Consider the following 18,603-nt stretch of genomic DNA (forward strand, 5'->3'; position numbering starts at 1 on the left):
CGCCCCGCAGCTGTGCACTCACACATCAAGGATGATGACCATGCGAAACCGCCGAGCCGTTCTCACCGCGATAGCCGCGTCCGCCTCCCTCGCGCTCACCCTGTCCGCCTGCGGACAGAGCAGCGAGGGCGGCAGCAAGGACGAGAAGAAGAGCGCGAAGGGCTCCACCGTCGGCATCGCGATGCCGACCAAGTCCTCCGAGCGGTGGATCGCCGACGGCAATAACGTTGTCAAGTCGCTGAAGGCGAAGGGCTACAAGACCAAGCTGGCGTTCGGTGAGGACGACCCCGACCAGCAGGTCTCGCAGATCGAGAACATGATCACCCAGGGCGTCTCGGCGCTGATCATCGCCTCGATCGACAACAAGTCGCTGACCAACGTGCTCCAGGAGGCGAAGGACGCGAACATCCCGGTGATCGCGTACGACCGCCTGATCCTGGACTCGAAGAACGTCGACTACTACGCGACGTTCGACAACGAGAAGGTCGGCGAGCTGCAGGCCGGCGCCCTCGTCAAGAAGCTGGGCCTCGACAGCGGCAAGAAGGGCCCGTTCAACCTGGAGCTGTTCGCCGGTTCCAACGACGACAACAACACCAAGTACTTCTTCAACGGCGCGATGTCGGTGCTCAAGCCCTACATCGACAAGAAGCAGCTCGTCGTGAAGTCCGGGCAGACGAAGCTCAACCAGGTCACGACGCTGCGCTGGGACGGCGCCACCGCGCAGAAGCGCATGGACGACATCCTGACCTCGACGTACAAGAGCGAGAAGGTCGACGCGGTGCTCTCGCCGTACGACGGCATCTCCATCGGCATCCTGTCCGCCCTGAAGTCCGACGACTACGGCACGAAGGCCAAGCCGCTGCCGGTGGTCTCCGGTCAGGACGCCGAGGTCGCCTCCGTGAAGTCGATCATCGCGGGCCAGCAGTACGCGACGGTCTACAAGGACACCCGCAAGCTCGCCGAGGTCTCCGTGGACATGGTCGACGACGTGCTCAACGACAAGAAGCCCAAGGTCAACGACACGGAGACGTACGACAACGGCGCCAAGGTCGTGCCGTCCTACCTGCTCACCCCGGTCAGCGTCGACAAGACCAACTACGAGAAGACGCTCGTCGACAGCGGCTACTACACCAAGTCCGACCTGGGCCTGAAGTAGCCCGCACAGGTCACAGGACACATCTCAGAGAAGGGCACGACCATGGCGGGACCCGTCCTGGAAATGCGCTCGATCGTCAAGACCTTTCCCGGCGTCAAGGCGCTGTCGGACGTCTCCCTGAGCGTCCGTCCCGGCGAGGTCCACGCCATCTGCGGGGAGAACGGCGCCGGAAAGTCCACCCTCATGAAGGTGCTCTCCGGCGTCCACCCGCACGGGAGTTACGAAGGGGACATCCTCTTCGACGGAGAGCACTGCGAGTTCAAGGACATCAACGCGTCCGAGAAGCGCGGCATCGTGATCATCCACCAGGAGCTGGCGCTCGTGCCGTTCCTGTCGATCGCCGAGAACATGTTCCTCGGCAACGAGCACGCGAGCCGCGGCTTCATCAACTGGCACGAGACGCTGGGCCACGCGACGCGGCAGCTGCGCCGCGTCGGCCTGAACGAGAACCCGAACACCCGCGTCGCCGACATCGGGGTGGGCAAGCAGCAGCTCGTGGAGATCGCCAAGGCGCTCGCCAAGGAGGTGAAGCTGCTGATCCTCGACGAGCCGACGGCCTCGCTCAACGACGAGGACTCGGACACGCTCCTCGATCTGATCCTGGAGCTGAAGGACCAGGGCATCACCTCGATCATCATCTCGCACAAGCTGAACGAGATCCGCAAGGTCGCCGACTCGGTGACGATCCTGCGCGACGGCCGCACCGTCGAGACCCTCGATGTGCGGGCCCCGGAGACCACCGAGGACCGGATCATCTCCGGCATGGTCGGCCGCGACCTGGACCACCGCTTCCCCGACCGCACCCCGCACCAGCCGGAGGCGGGCGCCGCCCCGGCCATGGAGATCCGCAACTGGACGGTGCGCCACCCCATCGACCGCGACCGCAAGGTCGTCGACGACGTCTCGCTCACCGTGCGCCGCGGCGAGATCGTCGGCATCGCGGGCCTGATGGGCGCGGGCCGCACCGAACTGGCGATGAACGTCTTCGGGCGTACGTACGGCAGGTACGCGGGCGGGGTCGTCCTGAAGGACGGCGACGAGATCAGCACGCGGCACGTCTCCGACGCCGTCGGCCACGGGATCGCGTACGTCACCGAGGACCGCAAGCACTACGGCCTCAACCTCATCGACACCATCGGCCGCAACATCACGATGAGCGCCCTGGGCAAGGTCGCCAAGCGCGGAGTCGTGAACGAGCACGAGGAGCGGCAGGTCGCCGAGGGCTACCGCAAGTCGATGAACATCAAGGCCCCGACGGTGTTCGAACCGGCGGGGAAGCTGTCGGGCGGCAACCAGCAGAAGGTCGTCCTCAGCAAGTGGATCTTCGCCGGGCCCGATGTGCTGATCCTCGACGAGCCGACGCGCGGCATCGACGTCGGCGCCAAGTACGAGATCTACACGGTCATCGACAAGCTCGCGGCCGAGGGCAAGGCGGTCGTCTTCATCTCCTCCGAGCTTCCCGAGCTGCTCGGCATGTGCGACCGCATCTACACGATGGCCGCGGGCCGCCTGACCGGCGAGGTGCCGCGTGCCGAGGCGACGCAGGAATCGCTGATGCGCCTGATGACGAAGGACAAAGAGGTAGCGCGATGAGCACGAACGTGACGGACAAGATCCCGGCGGCCGCGCCGCCACCGCCGCCGCGCAAGTCGGGCGGGGCGGCCGGGGGCGGCCTGCTCCAGCTGGTCGTCGCCGGCATGCGCCGCAACATGCGCCAGTACGGGATGCTGATCGCGCTCGGCCTCCTTGTCGCCGTGTTCGCCGTGTGGACCGACGGCGACCTGATCCTGCCGCGCAACGTCTCCAACCTGGTCCTCCAGAACAGCTACATCCTGATCCTCGCGATCGGCATGATGCTGGTGATCATCGCGGGCCATATCGACCTGTCCGTCGGCTCGTTGACGGCGTTCGTCGGCTCGATGGCCGCGGTCCTCACGGTCAGCCACGACCTCTCCTGGCCCGTCGCCGTCATCCTCTGCCTGGTGATGGGCGGCGTGGCCGGTTCCATCCAGGGCTGGCTCATCGCGTACGGCGGCATACCGTCGTTCATCGTGACGCTGGCGGGCATGCTGGTGTGGCGCGGGCTCACCGAGATCCTGCTCAAGGGGCAGACGCTCGGCCCGTTCCCCGACGGCCTGCAGAAGATCGGCAACGGCTTCCTGCCGGCGGTCGGACCGAACACGAACTACCACAACCTCACGCTGCTGCTCGGTGTCCTGCTCGCCGCCGCCGTGGTCTGGCAGGAGATGCGGGACCGGCGCCGGCAGCGCGAGTTCTCGCTCGACGTGGTCCCGTACAACCTGTTCATGCTGAAGCTCGTCGCGATCGTCGCGGCCATCGCCGTCGTGACGCTGCTGCTCGCCAGCTACAAGGGCACCCCGATCGTCCTGATCATCCTCGGCGTCCTGGTGGTCGGCTACGGCTATGTGATGCGCAACTCGATCTTCGGCCGGCACATCTACGCGATCGGCGGCAACCTGCCGGCCGCGCGGCTCTCCGGCGTGAAGAACAAGAAGGTCACCTTCTACGTCTTCCTGAACATGGGCGTGCTCGCGGCCCTGGCCGGCCTGGTCGTCGCGGCCCGCCTGAACGCGGCCTCGCCGAAGGCGGGGCTCAACTTCGAACTCGAGGCGATCGCCGCGTCGTTCATCGGCGGCGCGTCCATGAGCGGCGGCGTCGGCACCATCCTCGGCGCGATCATCGGCGGTCTCGTCCTCGGCGTGCTGAACAACGGCATGAACCTGCTCGGCGTCGGCTCCGACTGGCAGTCGGTGATCAAGGGCCTGGCCCTGCTCGCCGCGGTCGGCTTCGACGTGTGGAACAAGCGCAAGTCCGGTTCGTAAGTCCGGTTTCACATCTTCGTAAGTCTGGTTTCCCATCACACTCTTGGAGCCGCACAGATGGAACTGAGCAGACGTACGGTCATGGCCTCCGCCGCGGCGGCCGGTGTCGCCGCCACCGCACTCGGCGGCACGGCGCACGCGTCGCCCACCGCCTCCGGAAGCAGGAAGCCCGTGAAGGAGCCCTTCGGCAAGCTCGCCGACGGCACGAAGATCTACCGCTGGTCGCTGGAGAACGGCGGCACGCGCATGAAGGTCCTGAACTACGGCGGCATCGTCCAGTCGCTCGAACTCCCGGACCGCCGCGGCAAGTACGTGAACGTCTCCCTCGGCTACGACACCATCGAGGAGTACGTCGCGGGCACCACGTTCTTCGGCGCCACCATCGGCCGCTACGGCAACCGCATCGCCAAGGGGAAGTTCACCCTCGACGGCAAGGCGTACCAGGTCTCCGTCAACGACGGCGAGAACTCGCTGCACGGCGGCGCCAAGGGCTTCGACAAGCGCGTCTGGGACATCGAGCCGTTCGCCTCCGGCTCCGATGTCGGCCTGCACATGTACTACACGTCGGTCGACGGCGAGATGGGCTACCCCGGCACGCTCAAGACCAAGGTCACGTACACGCTCACGGCGCGCGGCGACTGGCGCATCGACTACGAGGCGACGACGGACAAGGCGACCGTCGTGAACCTCACCAACCACACCTATTACAACCTCGCGGGCGAGGGCAGCGGCACGATCTACGACCACGAGCTGACGCTGGCCGCCTCCCGCTACACGCCCACCGACGCGGGGCTCATCCCGACCGGTGAACTGGCGAAGGTCGCGGGCACCCCGTTCGACTTCCGCAAGGCGAAGCCCATCGGCCGCGACATCCGCGACGCCCACCCGCAGCAGATCCTCGCCAAGGGCTTCGACCACAACTGGGTGATGGACAAGGGCATCACCGCCAAGCCCGTCCTCGTGGCGACGCTGCGCGACCCGGTGTCGGGCCGCGGCCTGAAGATCGCCACGGACCAGCCGGGCCTGCAGTTCTACTCGGGCAACTTCCTCGACGGCACGCTCGTCGGCCAGTCGGGGCGCACCTACCGGCAGGGCGACGGCCTGGCCCTGGAGACCCAGCACTTCCCGGACTCCCCGAACCAGCCGTCGTTCCCTTCGACGGTGCTGCGTCCGGGCGAGACGTACCGGACGACGACGGTGCACTCGTTCGGGACATGAGCGCCATGAGCGCCACGAGTATCAGGAGTTGAACACCGCCCCGCCCGTATCCGTATGACATGCCACCACGGATACGGGCGGAGGCATGTGATGACCGGAAGCGTCGTCTCGCTGTTCCAGGGTTCGACGGCCCACTCCCCCTCCTACGGCCAGCTGACGCGGGCCGGGGCGGGCGGCGCCGGCGGCGAGGTCGTCGACTTCTGCATCCCCTGCAACCCCTACTTCCCCACCCCGGCGATGCTGGAGACGCTCCGCGCCCGGCTGCCCGAGATCCTGACGTACTACCCGAGCAGCGCCGAGCACATCACCGCCGAGCTGTGCCAGGTCCTCGGCCTCAACCCGGGGACCGTGGCGATGGGCAACGGCTCGACCGAGCTCATCACCTGGATCGACCATCTGCTGGTCCGCGAGTCCCTGGCGGTGCCGGTGCCGACGTTCGGGCGGTGGACGGACCAGCCGATGGAGACGGGCAAGCGGGTCGACATGTTCCCGCTGCCCGAGCGCGACGGGTTCGCGCTCGACCCGGCGGCGTACGCGGAGTTCATCCACGCGCGCGGCGCGCGGGCCGCCGTCGTCTGCAACCCGAACAACCCCGACGGCGGCCTGCTCCCCCGCCGCGCCCTGCTGACCCTCATCGACGAACTCCGGCACCTCGACCTGATCGTCATCGACGAGTCCTTCCTCGACTTCGCCGACACCGAGGGCGGCCCGGACCCCAGCCTCGTACAGGAGGCGGTGCTGCGCCCGAACGTGATCGTGCTGCGCAGCCTCGGCAAGAACTTCGGCCTGCACGGGGTGCGCTTCGGCTACCTGGTCGCGAATCCGGGCCTGGCGGGGAAGGTCCGCTCGATGCTCCCGAAGTGGAACCTCAACTCCTTCGCCGAGACGGTCGTCTTCATGCTCCGCGAGCACCGCCAGGAGTACGCCGACAGCATCCGCCAGGTGTGCCGCGACCGCCACGACATGCGCTGGCACCTGTCCCGCCTGCGCCCGCTCACCGTCTACCCCTCCCAGGGCAACTTCCTCTACGTGCGGCTGCCGGACGGGGTCGACGGCGTGACGGTGCGGGACCGGCTGCTCTCCGAGCACGGCGTCCTGGTGCGGGAGTGCGGCAACAAGATCGGATCGTCCAGCAGTTTCCTGCGCCTCGTGGTGCGACCCCAACCGGACGTCCTGCGCCTGGTGGCCGGTCTGGAGTCGCTCATGGGGAGCGGGAACGGCGCCGCCGTGCCCGAGCGATACGGAGGGACCACCTACAGCTCGGGCACGGCGGCGGTCGACCGCCTCATCCGGTCCACGGGGGCGTGAGCCCTACGTGAGGCTCACGGGTTGCGCCAGGCGGCGGGGTCCTCGGCCAGCTCCTTCACCGGCTCGGGCAGCCGGTCGTGCGCGAGGTCGGAGAGCGTGACGCCCTCCAGGATCTTGCGCACGTTGGCCCGCAGCGCCACCCACAGCGGGAGCAGCGGTTCGGCGGGACCGGTGTAACTGAGCGCGTTCGGCCGCTCACCACGGACCGAGACGATGGGCCCCTCGACCGCGCGCACGACGTCGGCGACGGTGATCTCGGCGGCGGGCCGGGCGAGCAGATAGCCGCCGTTGCCGCCCCGCTTGCTCACGACGATGCAGCCGCGCCGCAGGTCGCTGAGGATCCCCTCCAGGAACTTGTGGGGAATCTCCTGTGCCGCGGCGACTGCCTCGGCCTTGATCGGCACGCCGTCCCCCTCGGCATGGACGGCGATTTCCAGGCAGGCACGTACGGCGTAGTCGGCGCGGGCGGAGATCCTCATGCGGCCATTGTCGTGGACACCGGTGGATCTTCCAGCATCTGGGACGGACTCGCTTCCACCATCTGGGACACCCGCCCCATCCCTACCTTTCCCATAGGGATGGTGCGTACAGTCGCCGTCATGGACTTCTCCTGGGCGATAGTCGTGGCCGGTGCCCTCGTCGGTCTCGCGGTGGGCCTGACCGGCATGGGCGGCGGCGCGCTGATGACGCCGATCATGGTGATGCTGTTCGGCGTCAACCCGACCGCCGCGATCGGCAGCGACCTGGCCACGTCCGTGTTCATGAAGCCCTTCGGGGCGGCGGTGCATCAGCGTGCGGGGACCGTGCGCTGGGACATCGTGCGCTGGCTGCTGCCGACGGCGATGCCGGCGGCGGTGCTGGGCGCGCTCTGCCTGGGGCTGCTCGGCGACGGGGATCAGCTCCAGGAGCGCGTGAAGTACGTCATCGGGGGCGCGCTCGTCCTGGCGGTCGTGGGGATGCTGGCCCGGATGTGGCTGGACGCGCGGCGGGGCACGGGCGCGGAGGAGGCGGAGGACGCACACGTGGCGGTCCGCCCGCTGGCCACCCTCGCCATCGGCCTCATCGGCGGCTTCATCGTCGGCATGACGTCCGTCGGCTCCGGCTCACTGATCATCGTCATGCTGATGCTCGCGCACCCGCGCCTGAAGGCGAACCACCTCGTCGGCACCGACCTCGTCCAGGCCATCCCCGTCGTCGCGGCGGCGGCCCTCGGCCACGTGATCTTCGGCGACGTCTCCTTCGGCATGGCGGGCACCCTGCTGATCGGCGCGATCCCGGGCGTGGTGGCCGGCGCCCTCCTCTCCACCCGCATCTCCGGCCCGTCCCTGCGCTGGGCCCTGGTGACGCTGCTGGCGGGCTCGGGCCTGGCGATGTGGGGGGTCTCGGGTGTACCTCTGCTTCTGGTGTGCGGGGTGTTCGCGGCGGCGGGGGTCACGGTGACGCTGCGGGGGCGGCGCGGCCGCTCCCTGGTGGTGGCAGGGGACGCCCGTCACGCACCGGAGCCCGCTCCCGAGTCCCCTGCTGTGACGCGGTGAGCGGGCTCCCGCTGTCACGCCAGGCGGATCACGTTCCAGGACAGCGGGGCGAGTGAAGCGTTCAGGGTGGTGGCTTCCACGGTCGTGTCGGACACCGTGTGCGGCACCACCCGCTCCGGCTCCGCGAGCGTATTGCGGGCCTCCGGGTCGGGGTCGGAGAGCACGGTGTGTTCCACGACGCGGGTCAGGTCCAGTCCGTTCAGGGCGACTTCCAGCGGCAGCGCCTCCGTCTGGCTGCGGTTCACCGCGAACACCGTGACCGTGCCGTCCTCCGCGCGGACCGCCGTCGCGTGCAGGAGGTCGGCCGTGCCGTGGCGCTTCGTGTCGTGCGTGGGGCCCGAGACGCGGACGTCCAGGACCTCGCCGCGGCCGTACTTCGACGCCGCCGCGAACGGGTAGAACGTCGTCTGGCGCCAGGCCGGGCCGCCCGGTTCGGTCATGATCGGGGCGATGACGTTGACGAGTTGGGCGAGGCACGCCACCGTCACCCGGTCCGCGTGGCGGAGCAGGGCGATGAGGAGTGAGCCGAAGACGACCGCGTCGGTGACCGAGTAGACGTCCTCCAGCAGGCGCGGGGCCTCCGGCCAGTCGAGGGCCGCGACCTCGGCCTGGGAGCGCGACTGGTACCAGACGTTCCACTCGTCGAAGGAGAGGTTGATCTTCTTCGGGGACTTGAGGCGCGCGCCGACGTGGTCGCAGGTCGCGACGACGTTCTCGATGAACGACTCCATGTCCACCGCGGAGGCGAGGAACGAGTCCCGGTCGCCGTCGTGCTCCTGGTAGTAGGCGTGCAGGGAGACGAAGTCGACCAGCTCGTACGTCTCGGCGAGGACCGTCGCCTCCCACTCGGCGAACGTCGGCATCGCCTGGCTGGAGCTGCCGCACGCGACGAGTTCCACGTCCGGGTCGATCTGGCGCATCGCGCGCGCCGTCTCCGCCGCGACCCGCCCGTACTCCTCGGCCGTCTTGTGGCCGGTCTGCCAGGGGCCGTCCATCTCGTTGCCGAGACACCACAGGCGGATGCCGAAGGGGTCCTTGTCGCCGTGCTCGATGCGGAGGTCGGACAGGGCGGTGCCGGCGGGGTGGTTGGCGTACTCCTGGAGTTCTATCGCCTCGGCCACGCCGCGCGTGCCGAGGTTCAGCGCCATCATCGGCTCGGACTGCGGGCCGAGCTTGCGCAGGAACGCGATGTACTCGGACAGGCCGAAGCGGTTCGGCTCCGTGGTGCGCCAGGCCAGGTCGAGGCGGGCCGGGCGGTCCTCGACGGGGCCGACCGAGTCCTCCCACTTGTAGCCGGAGACGAAGTTGCCGCCGGGGTAGCGGATGGTCGTGACGCCCAACTCCCGTACGAGGTCCAGGACATCGGTGCGCAGGCCCGCCTCGTCCGCGTGCTCGTGGCCCGGCTCGTGGATGCCGGTGTAGACGCAGCGGCCGAGGTGCTCCACGAACGAGCCGAAGAGCCGGGGGTTGACGGTGCCGACGGTGAAGGCGGGGTCGAGGGTGAAGCGTGCGGTACGCAAGGGGGTCCTTTCGGTGGGGGAGGTCGAGGAGGTCGTCACATTCACAGGGCCGGCCAGCCGGACTTCGTCCAACTGAGCGTGTTCAGGCCCAACTTCGGCGTGCCCGCGTCCTGCGCGTCGTAGTAGTGGTACGCGAGGACGTAGCGGCCCCGGTCGCGGAAGACGGACTCGCCGCCGGTGCCGAGGTAGCGGCCGTGGCCCGCGAGGAGGAGCGTGCCGCCCCCGTCGAGCAGCGGCTTGCCGTCCTTGTCGACGTAGGGCCCGGTCACCGAGGCCGAGCGGCCGACGCGGATCTTGTACGTGGAGTTCACGCCCTGGCAGCACGCGTCGTACGAGGCGAAGAGGTAGAAGTACCGGCCGTGCTTCACGACCGCCGGGCCCTCGACCGCGTGCGGGGCGTCGGGGCGGGTGGCGAGGTGGTGGACCTTCGCGCCGGGGACCGCCCTGCCCGTGGCCGGGTCCAGTTCGACCATGCGGATGCCGGACCAGTACGAGCCGAAGCTCATCCAGAGTTTGCCGTCCGCCTCGATCACGTTCGGGTCGATGGCGTTCCAGGTGTCCGTGGTCTCCGACGAGAAGACCTTGCCGTGGTCCGTCCAGGTGCCGGGGAGGCCGGACTTCGACGTCGCGACGCCGATCGCCGAGTGGTTGGTGCCCCAGGACGAGACGGCGTAGTACAGCCAGTACCTGCCGTCCCGGTACGAGATGTCGGGGGCCCACGGGTCGCCCGTGTCGTTGTACTGGAGCCACCAACTCGGCGGCTCGGCGAAGGCGTTGCCCTCGTCCGTCCAGTCGACCCGGTCCGAGGACAGGCGTGCGCCGATCACCCCGCCGGTGGAGTACGCGACGTAGCGGCCGTCCTTGAGCTTGATGACGGTCGGGTCGTGGATGATCCGCTGGCCGGTGATGGCCTGCGGGTCGGGGTAACTCTGCGCAGCCTGCGCCGCGTTGGGGAGGAGCGCCAGGAGGGCCGCGGCCGTCGTCGCCGCGAAGGCTCTTCGTACGGACGTCACTGTCCCGCCAATCCGGTGTGGGCCACGCCGGCCACGATCTGCCGCTGGAAGAAGACGAAGACGATGATCAGGGGCAGGCCCGCCATGAGGCCGCCGGCCATCAGCTGGGCCCACTGGATGCCGTAGGAGTTCATGATGGTGGCGATGCCGTTGGGCATGGTCATCAGGTCGGGGTTGTGGGTGACCATGTACGGCCACAGGAAGTTGTTCCACGAGCTGATGAACGTGAAGATGCCGACCGCGGCGAGCGAGGGCCGCGACAGCGGCAGGATGACGGTGAAGAAGATCCGCCAGCGGCCCGCGCCGTCGATGGCCGCGGCCTCCTCCAGTTCGCGCGGGACGCCCTGGAAGAACTTGTAGAGGATGTAGACCATCGACGCGTGCGCGCACTGCGGCAGGATCATGCCCCAGTACGTGTCGACCATCCCCATCTGCTGGACCGTCGTGAACAGCGGGACGCCGAGCACGGCGGGCGAGACCATCAGGCCCGCCATGACCAGGCCCATCAGGGCGGACCTGCCCCTGAACTCGGTGCGCGCGAAGCCGTATCCGGCGAGCGCGCTGGTCGTCACCACGACGGCCGTGACGCACACGGACACGACCACCGAGTTGACGAACCAGTTGGTGATGTTGCCGGTCTCGAAGATGGCGGACCAGGCCTGCCCGGTCCAGTTCTCCGGCAGCCAGTGCGTCGGCGAGGCGACCGCCTCGGTCTCCGACTTCAGCGACGTGAACAGGGCCCAGGCCAGCGGCGAGAGGAACACCGCGGACACGACCACCCCGAGGGCGGTGAGCACGATCTGGCTCGGGGTCCACCCGCGGCGGCTCTTGACGCGGATCTGCGGGGCGGGGATCTGCGGGGCGGTGGTGGTCATCGGGCGCCCTCCTCACGGTTGCGCAGCAGCCACATCCGCGCGAGCGCGACGGACGCGATGATCACGAAGAAGATGATGGAGGCGGCGGAGGCGTAGCCCACGCGGTAGGCGGTGAAGCCCTCTTCGAGGGTGAACTGCACGTACGTGCGCGTGGCGCCCTCGGGCCCTGGCTCGAAGTCGAACATCACGACGGCCTGGTCGAAGACCTGGAGCGAGGCGAGGACCTGGAGCGTGATGACGAGTCCGGTGATGTTGCGCAGCATCGGCAGCGTGATGTGGACCATGCGGTGCCAGGCGTTCGCGCCGTCCAGCTTGGCGGCCTCGTACAAATGCGAAGGGATGCCCTGGAGGGCGGCCAGGTAGAGCAGGAAGCTGAAGCCGACCGTCCACCACAGCGTGCAGACGACGACGGTGAGCATCGCGTACGAGGAGTCCGCGAGCCACGCCGTGTTCAGGCCGAAGACGTGGTTGATCATGCCCGCGGTGGGGTTGAACAGCCATTCCCACAGATTGCCCGCGACGGTGGAAGGCAGCAGGAACGGCATGAAGAAGCAGAGCCGCCACAGCCACTTCCCGCGCTCGATGTGGTGGGCCAGCATCGCGAGCAGGAACGCCATGAGGGTGATGCAGGGCACGACCAGGAGCGTGAAGTACGCGCTGTGGCCGAGGGAGTCCCACAGCAGGTCGTCCTTGAGGGCCTCGCGGTAGTTGTCGAGGCCGATGAAGCTCGCGCCCTCGCCGGAGATGTTGGCGTCGGTGAACGAGAGGTACAGGCCGCGCACCACCGGCCAGATCACGAAGAGGCCGAACAGCGCCAGGAACGGCGCCACGAACCATCCGCCGTGCTGGAAGCCCTGCTTGCGGCGGACGGTGCCGGTCCTGGTGGCGGCCTTCGCGGTCGCCGGGGCCAGGACGGGCTGCGCGCTGGTCGTGGTCATGAGGCCGCACCTTCCTGGGCGGCGGTCCTGCCGTCCATCGGGTTCTTCGATGCGAGGAGCTGGGTGAGGACGCCCTTGAGGCGGCGGGCCGCGGCCTCGGGGCGCGCGGAGCCGGCGGACGCGGCCATCACGACCGGCCCGGTGCGCTGCCCGAGCAGCCCGGTGGAGCCGGCGAACCAGGCCTTCGGCTCGGTCGCCATGTGGTTCATCGCGGACACGTACTCGCTCTGCGGCCGCATCTTTTGGTACGCGGCCGACGACAGGGTCGGCGTGTACGCGGGGATGTGGCCGCCGAGGGCCCACTTGCGGGCGTGCTTGACGACGTACGCGGCGAGCTGGTGTGCGCCCTCGTTGGAGGCGCCGCCGCGCTCGGCCTGGTGCGGGAGGACGAAGGCGTGGGACTCGGCGTGGGTGGCCTGCTTGCCGAAGACCGGCGGCAGCGGCGTCGCCCCGTACGGCACCTTGGCGGTGTCGAAGACGGGCACCGACCAGTTGCCCTCCCAGGTGAACGGGGCGCCGTTGACGAACTGTTCGGCGCCGATGGAACCCTCGACGGAGTAGCCGTCGGTGACGTGCCTGCGCAGGAACTCCAGGACCTGGGTGGCCTTGTCGGTGTCGAAGGTGACCTCGGTGCGCTCGTCGTTGAACCAGGTGCCGCCGAGCTGCGTGTAGAAGGCGACGAACATCCACCACTGGATGTTCATGTCCTCCGCGTTCAGGCCGAGGGTCTGCACGCCCTTCCTGGCGGCCTTCTTGGCCTCCTTCAGCACGCCGAACCAGTCGTCGGTGGAGGTGACCTCGGCCATCCGCCCGTCGGCGTCGAGCAGCCCCGCCTTCTTCAGCACGTCCTTGCGGTAGAAGCAGAGCTGTACGTGGATGTCGAGCGGCAGGCCGTAGAGCTTGCCGTCGACCACCGCGCGCTTCCACAGGACCTGGTTGAAGTCCTCCTGCCGCACGCCGTACTTGGCGAGCAGTCCGACGTCCCACGCGTCGAGGAGGGTGCCGGGGGCGAAGCCGGGGATCCTGCCGAGGTGCATCACGGCGAGGTCGGGGGCGCGGTCGCCCGACGCGGTCATCGCGAGCTTGGAGTAGTACGGATTGCCCCACTGGAGCGTGGAGTCCTTCACGTCGACGTCCGGATGCGAACGACGGAAGTCGTTCAGCATCGAGATCATGTTGTACCCGTCGCCGCCGCTGAAGAGGTTCCAGTAGCGCACGCGGGTGTCCGCGCCCGAGGCGAGCGCGTCGGCGCCCGTCCCCATGGCCGCGAAGCCCAGGCTTCCCGCGACCGCCAACCCACCCGCACCGGCGATGAGTTGTCTGCGGTTCAGGCCAGGTCGTCCCACAACCGGCCCCTCCCTACGTCCGATATTTCGAATGCCGCTCGTAACTTCGAACGGGACCGTAAAATCGAAGCGCTTGCGCGTCAATGGGTCGCGCGGGAATCGCGGGAAAAAAGGTGCGGGGCGCACGACGCGAACGCCGCACGCCCCGCAGGGGATCACCGGGCCGCGGCCCGAACTCTCAGCCTCCGAAGGCCGCTTGCGCCAGCCCTTGACCGGCCCCCGGCACCACCAGCAGCGACCCCGCCAGCGGCTCAGGGCCTTCGAGGCCGACCCATGCCGTCGACACGTACAGGTCCCTCAGGTCCGCGCCACCGAAGGCGCAGGCCGTGGGGCGGCTCACCGGCAGCGGCAGCACCCGGTCGAGCCTCCCCTCGGGCGTGTAGCGGCGGACGGCGGCGCCGTCCCACAGGGCCACCCACACGCAGCCGTCCGCGTCGACGGTGAGCCCGTCGGGAGAACCGGCACCGTCCTCAATGGCCGCCAACTCCCGCCTGTTGCCGACCCGTTCGCCGTCCACGTCGAAGACGTCGATGCGGCCGGTCGGGGTGTCGACGTAGTACATGCGCGTGCCGTCGGGGCTCCAGCCGGTGCCGTTGGAGATCGTGACGTCGTCGAGGACCTCGGTCACCGTCCCGTCGGGCGCGACGCGGATCAGGTTGCCGCCGCCGGGCGTCTCGTCGTACGGCATCGAGCCCGCCCACAGCGCACCGTCGGGGGCCACCGCCGCGTCGTTGCCGCGCCGACCGGGGACGGGCTCGCGGTGCAGCCACGCGAAGGCGTTGTCGGTGCCGTAACTCCCCACGCCGTCACGGAGGTTGACGACCAGGCCGCCGCCGACGCGCGGCTTGGCGGCGCCCACGTGCTGCTCCGTGGTCATGACGGTGCGGCGGCCGCTGCCCGGCTCGTAGGTGTGCACGCGGGAGTTCAGGATGTCCACCCAGATCACGCGGCCCGCGGCCGGGTCCCAGGTCGGGCCCTCGCCCAGCTCCGCCGAGGCCCGCACGGCCTCCTCGACGCGGACCCTCATCGCGCCACCCCCCGGTGACCGAGGCGCTCGGAGAGGTCCGCGGCACCCTTCGCGGCGAGCCCCGCCAGCTCCTCCTCGCGCGCGTCGCTCCAGCGGATCATCGGTACGGAGATCGAGAGCGCGGCGACGACCCGGTTGGTGCGGTCGCGCACGGGCGCGGCGACGCACGACACGTCCGTGTTCGACTCCCGGCTCTCCACGGCGATGCCCCGGTCGCGCACGCCCACCAGGTGCGCGCGCAGGGCCGCCGGGTCGGTGATCGAGTTCTCGGTCATCGCGACGAGGTCCGCGTCGTCCGGGAGCCGCGCGCTCAGCTCCGCCTCGGGCAGCGACGCGAGCAGCATCTTGCCGACGGAGGTGCAGTGCGCGGGGAGGCGGCGGCCCGCGGCGGACACCATGCGCACGGCGTGCGTGGAGTCGACCTTCGCGATGTAGATGACGTCGGTGCCTTCGAGGATCGCCACGTGGACGGTCTCGTCGCAGGTCTCCGCCACGTCGCGGGCGACGTGCTGCCCCTCGGCGGCGAGGTCGAGCTGCTCGGCGTACCGGCTGCCCAGCTGATAGGGGCGCACGCCGAGGCGGTAGCGGCCCGGCTGGCCGGGGACCTGCACGATGTACTGGCGGGCGGCGAGCGTGGTGACCAGTTCGTGGACCGTGGTCCGCGGAAGCTGTAGCTTGCGGACGATGTCGGGGGCGGACAGCGTGCCGTCCCCGTCCAGGAACAGCTCGAGTATGTCCAGAGCACGGGTCACGGCTGGTACGAGACGTCCCACAACCGACCCCTCCCTATGTTCGGTATTTCAACAGACGGTCGGTATCGCGAACATAGGCTAAGCACAGGGACATTGACCGGGCAATGGGCGGTCCGGTGCCGTGTACACGGTCTACACAGGGCCGAGTTCTCCCCGGAGCCGCCGGGCGCGGAGCACCAGTTCCAGTTCGAAGCGGCGGTCCGGGTCGTCGACCTCGTCGCCCCACAGCTCGCGGATCTGGCGCAGGCGGTAGCGGACGGTCTGCGGGTGGACGCCGAGCCGGGCCGCGACCTCGGGGGCGCCGCCGCGGGTCTCCAGCCAGGCGAGCAGGGTCTCGGCGAGCCGCCGCGCGTGCGTGGGCCCGCAGCGGGTGAGGGGTTCGAGGGCGCGCCGCGCGAGGTCGTCGACGAGTTCCTCGGGCTGGAGCAGGACGAGGGCCTGGGTGTGCTGGGTGCAGTGCAGCACTTCGGCGTCGGGCAGCAGTCCGCGCTCCATGAGGGCGACGGCGGCCTCCGCCCAGCGCAGCGACTTCGCCGCGTCGCCGGGCGCGACGGGCGGACCGATCGCCCCGGTCCAGCCGGTCAGGGCGCGGCGCAGCAGGTCGGCGCGGCCCGCGGCGTCGGGGTCCGACAGGACGAGCCGGGGCCGCTCCGGCTCCATGTCGAGCAGCACGTCGGCACCGACGGCGGGGGCCACCGCGTCCCGGGCGGGGCGCAGCAGCACGCCGACCGCGACGTGGGCCGGCACCTGCCAGCCGACGCGCGCCGCCCGTTCGGTGAGCGCCTGCACGGGGTCGTGGGGCGCCGCGGCGCCCCCGTCGAGGAGCAGGTCCATGAGTTTGCGCTGCTGGCGCAGCCGCTCCCCCGCCTGCCGGGCGGCGGCCTCCGCGTAGCCGCGGACCGACTGGTCGACGAGGCCGTCGAGGTATTCGTAGCCGGCCTCCGCGAGTTCGTACATCGCCGGGGGCGGGATGTGCAGCCGCTGTCCGATGTCGGCGAGGCGGCGCCAGGCCATCTTCACGCCGAGCCGGTACATGGCCTGGAGCGAGTCGAGGCTGCGGCCGTGCAGGGACTGGCCGCGCCCGAACTCCTGGAAGAGGGCGGGGGCATGGCCCTCCGGGAGGCCGTCGGCGGACCCGTCGGCGAAGCCCCGCACGAAGTCCTCGACGGCGCGCCGGATGCCGACGAGGGCGACGGCCTCGCCCGACTCGTCGAGCACGACGGGCAGTTGGGGGAATTCGCGGTGGATCTCGTCGAGGATGTCCCGGGTGAGCCGGGGCGCCTCTTCGAGGGCGAGCGCCACGAACTGCTTGGCCTGGAGCCGCGGCACGTCGCACCACGCGGAGCGAGTGGTGGCCGGCACGGGTCAGCGCCCTTGGCCGGGCGTCTCGTAGGTCACCAGGGGGGTGTTGGGCTGGTCCGGCCGCGCGTTGAGCAACGCGAGCACGCCGAAGGCGGCCGCGAGGGCGAGCGCGGCTCCCGTGGCCGCGGACAGCGCGGCGGCGAGCAGTCGGTTCATCGCAGGGTCAGCCTCTCGTCCGTGCCCGACCGGTGGTCCACCGGCCGGGGTATCGAGGTCACCAGAGGTCGTTCCCCACCCGTGCGATTGCGACGTACGGCAAACCGTTCGTCTCAAGTGCCCAGTCTCCACAGGACATTGACACTTCGTCAAGGGTACGTCTACGGTTCCCGGCCCAAAGGACCCTTCTGACGGATCCTGCCGGTGAGCGGGGTCTGGCACGCACATCTGCGGCGTTGTCGTCGGTTGCCAACGCTCCGCGTTGACGCCCTCCTCCGCCTTGCAGCTGCACGCACCAGACCCCGCTCACCGGCACCGCACGTGGACGCCGTCCGCATCCAGCCTGATCCGTCAGAAGGGTCCTCACCGGCCGACCGCGAACAGAGCGCGGATGCCCTTCCTCCCAGGAGTGCCGGATGCGCCGTACAGCCTCACCGTTCTCGCTGGTCGCAACAGGTCTCGGCACGTTTCTGCTCGTCCTGGCGGGACTGCTCGCCTGGTACGTGACGCCGCGCGCCGAGCGCACCAGCATCGACGTCGATGTGACGACCGTGTTCACCGGAACCGGCAGCTATTTCGACACCGACAAGATCAAGACCGTGCGCGATCGCAAGCTGACCATCACCCGGCAGGCCCGCGGCGACGTGGCCGAGAGCGAACGCAGCGGCAACGCGGTGTGGGACGTGGCGACGTCCGTCGACACCGCGAAGTCGCTCCCGGCGTCCGACCCGCACGACGCGCTCCAGTGGACCCTGGAACGCTGGGTCGTCGACCGGAGCACCAATGAGCCCCAGCACTGCTGCGGCGAGCAGCCCGCCTTCAGCGGCGAGGCCTACCTGAAGTTCCCCTTCCATGTGGAGAAGCGCACCTACACCTGGTGGGACAACACCCTCGGCGCGACGGTCCCGCTCCGCTTCGGCGGCGTGACCAAGGTGCAGGGCTACGAGGGCTACCGGTTCACCGGCACCGTCTCCCCCGCCAGGACCGGTTCCCGGCTCGTGCCGGGCCGGCTCGTGGGGCAGCCCGAGAAGAGCCAGGTGCTCGCCGAGGAGTGGTACGCCAACCACGGCGTCGAGCTCGTCGTCGACCAGCGCACGGGCCGGGTCCTGTACGCGGCCATCGGCCCCCGCAAGACGCTGCGCGCGCCCGGCACCGACAAGGACGCGGCGGTGCTCCTGGACAGCCGGAAGATCGCCTTCACCCCGGCCACACAGCGCGGGCAGGTGGCGCTCGCGAAGGACGACAACGACCGGCTCTCCCTGCTCGGCACGACGGTGCCGCTGGTGGCGGGCGGTCTGGGGGTGCTGCTCGTGGCGGCCGGACTGGTGCTGGTCGTACGGGGCAGGGGTGGCAGGCCGGAGCCGGAAGGGTCGGAGCGTCCGAATCCCGATACGTCCCCGACGACCCTGGAAACGTCCACGATGTGACGGTACGTCAGCCGAATTCGGACCGAAACTTGTCACGCGGGTGAGTAGCCGCATCGAACAGCGGGGCGAAAACTGTCCCTCCCCACCCCGTGCACAGCCCCCGCACAGCCTCGGCACCGTACCTGCC

At 69.6% G+C, this 18,603-nt stretch carries 16 protein-coding genes and 1 pseudogene; 7 read left to right on the forward strand and 10 right to left on the reverse strand.

Annotation, left to right across the window (positions count from 1 at the left end; all coding sequences use genetic code 11):
- The first annotated feature begins 40 nt into the window (after positions 1–40).
- The 5 genes and pseudogenes from chvE to ACFV9W_RS08265 form a co-directional block, all read left to right on the forward strand.
- The gene (gene chvE, locus ACFV9W_RS08245) at positions 41–1,156 is read left to right on the forward strand and encodes a multiple monosaccharide ABC transporter substrate-binding protein (RefSeq protein WP_385756804.1); all 1,116 of its coding nucleotides are present in this window, start codon (positions 41–43) and stop codon (positions 1,154–1,156) included.
- 42 nt (positions 1,157–1,198) lie between these two features.
- Entirely contained in the window at positions 1,199–2,749 is a 1,551-nt protein-coding gene (gene mmsA / locus ACFV9W_RS08250; RefSeq protein ID WP_385756806.1) for a multiple monosaccharide ABC transporter ATP-binding protein, read from the forward strand.
- A complete protein-coding gene (mmsB, locus tag ACFV9W_RS08255) occupies positions 2,746–3,999 on the forward strand; it encodes a multiple monosaccharide ABC transporter permease (protein ID WP_385756808.1) in 1,254 nt (417 codons plus the stop codon). The genes mmsA and mmsB overlap by 4 nt, the downstream gene beginning before the upstream one ends.
- 57 nt (positions 4,000–4,056) lie before the next feature.
- Positions 4,057–5,217 (forward strand): aldose epimerase family protein, encoded by a 1,161-nt coding sequence (locus ACFV9W_RS08260; RefSeq protein WP_385756810.1) that lies wholly within the window; start codon positions 4,057–4,059, stop codon positions 5,215–5,217.
- Positions 5,218–5,307: 90 nt separating this feature from the next.
- Positions 5,308–6,516, forward strand: a pseudogene (locus tag ACFV9W_RS08265) (pyridoxal phosphate-dependent aminotransferase); the annotation flags it as partial.
- A 23-nt stretch (positions 6,517–6,539) separates the two neighbouring features.
- On the opposite strand, the gene ACFV9W_RS08270 reads toward ACFV9W_RS08265, so the two are convergent.
- Complete coding sequence (locus ACFV9W_RS08270; protein WP_385756812.1) at positions 6,540–7,004, reverse strand: RrF2 family transcriptional regulator; 465 nt, start codon at positions 7,002–7,004, stop codon at positions 6,540–6,542.
- A 120-nt stretch (positions 7,005–7,124) separates the two neighbouring features.
- Between ACFV9W_RS08270 and ACFV9W_RS08275 the strand changes: the two genes are divergently transcribed.
- A complete protein-coding gene (locus tag ACFV9W_RS08275) occupies positions 7,125–8,060 on the forward strand; it encodes a sulfite exporter TauE/SafE family protein (RefSeq protein WP_385756814.1) in 936 nt (311 codons plus the stop codon).
- A gap of 14 nt (positions 8,061–8,074) precedes the next feature.
- Here ACFV9W_RS08275 and ACFV9W_RS08280 read toward each other — a convergent pair whose 3' ends face one another.
- From ACFV9W_RS08280 to ACFV9W_RS08320, 9 genes are all read right to left on the reverse strand, one after another.
- Positions 8,075–9,580 (reverse strand): alpha-N-arabinofuranosidase, encoded by a 1,506-nt coding sequence (locus ACFV9W_RS08280; protein ID WP_385756816.1) that lies wholly within the window; start codon positions 9,578–9,580, stop codon positions 8,075–8,077.
- Between the two features lie 41 nt (positions 9,581–9,621).
- A complete protein-coding gene (locus ACFV9W_RS08285; protein WP_385756818.1) occupies positions 9,622–10,593 on the reverse strand; it encodes an arabinan endo-1,5-alpha-L-arabinosidase in 972 nt (323 codons plus the stop codon).
- Positions 10,590–11,468, reverse strand: a complete 879-nt coding sequence (locus tag ACFV9W_RS08290; protein WP_385756820.1) for a carbohydrate ABC transporter permease — start codon at positions 11,466–11,468, stop codon at positions 10,590–10,592. Before ACFV9W_RS08290 ends, ACFV9W_RS08285 begins: the two co-directional genes overlap by 4 nt.
- On the reverse strand, positions 11,465–12,406 hold the full coding sequence (locus ACFV9W_RS08295; RefSeq protein WP_385756822.1) for a carbohydrate ABC transporter permease: 942 nt from the start codon (positions 12,404–12,406) through the stop codon (positions 11,465–11,467). The genes ACFV9W_RS08290 and ACFV9W_RS08295 overlap by 4 nt, the downstream gene beginning before the upstream one ends.
- Positions 12,403–13,752: an extracellular solute-binding protein gene (locus ACFV9W_RS08300; protein WP_385756825.1), complete on the reverse strand. Its 1,350-nt coding sequence runs from the start codon at positions 13,750–13,752 to the stop codon at positions 12,403–12,405. Before ACFV9W_RS08300 ends, ACFV9W_RS08295 begins: the two co-directional genes overlap by 4 nt.
- A gap of 178 nt (positions 13,753–13,930) precedes the next feature.
- On the reverse strand, positions 13,931–14,779 hold the full coding sequence (locus ACFV9W_RS08305; protein ID WP_385756827.1) for an SMP-30/gluconolactonase/LRE family protein: 849 nt from the start codon (positions 14,777–14,779) through the stop codon (positions 13,931–13,933).
- Positions 14,776–15,552: an IclR family transcriptional regulator gene (locus tag ACFV9W_RS08310; protein ID WP_385756829.1), complete on the reverse strand. Its 777-nt coding sequence runs from the start codon at positions 15,550–15,552 to the stop codon at positions 14,776–14,778. The genes ACFV9W_RS08305 and ACFV9W_RS08310 overlap by 4 nt, the downstream gene beginning before the upstream one ends.
- Positions 15,553–15,663: 111 nt before the next feature.
- Positions 15,664–16,893 carry a helix-turn-helix domain-containing protein gene (locus ACFV9W_RS08315; RefSeq protein WP_385756831.1) on the reverse strand — a complete coding sequence of 410 codons (1,230 nt, stop codon included), beginning with the start codon at positions 16,891–16,893 and terminating at the stop codon, positions 15,664–15,666.
- Positions 16,894–16,896: 3 nt separating this feature from the next.
- Entirely contained in the window at positions 16,897–17,049 is a 153-nt protein-coding gene (locus ACFV9W_RS08320; protein ID WP_385756833.1) for a hypothetical protein, read from the reverse strand.
- A gap of 416 nt (positions 17,050–17,465) precedes the next feature.
- On the opposite strand from ACFV9W_RS08320, the gene ACFV9W_RS08325 reads away from it, so the two are divergent.
- Positions 17,466–18,476, forward strand: coding sequence for a DUF3068 domain-containing protein (locus tag ACFV9W_RS08325; RefSeq protein WP_385756835.1), 1,011 nt, complete (start codon positions 17,466–17,468; stop codon positions 18,474–18,476).
- The last annotated feature ends 127 nt before the right edge of the window (positions 18,477–18,603 follow it).

The sequence above is a fragment of the Streptomyces sp. NPDC059897 genome (genome assembly GCF_042730865.1).
Taxonomy (GTDB): domain Bacteria; phylum Actinomycetota; class Actinomycetes; order Streptomycetales; family Streptomycetaceae; genus Streptomyces.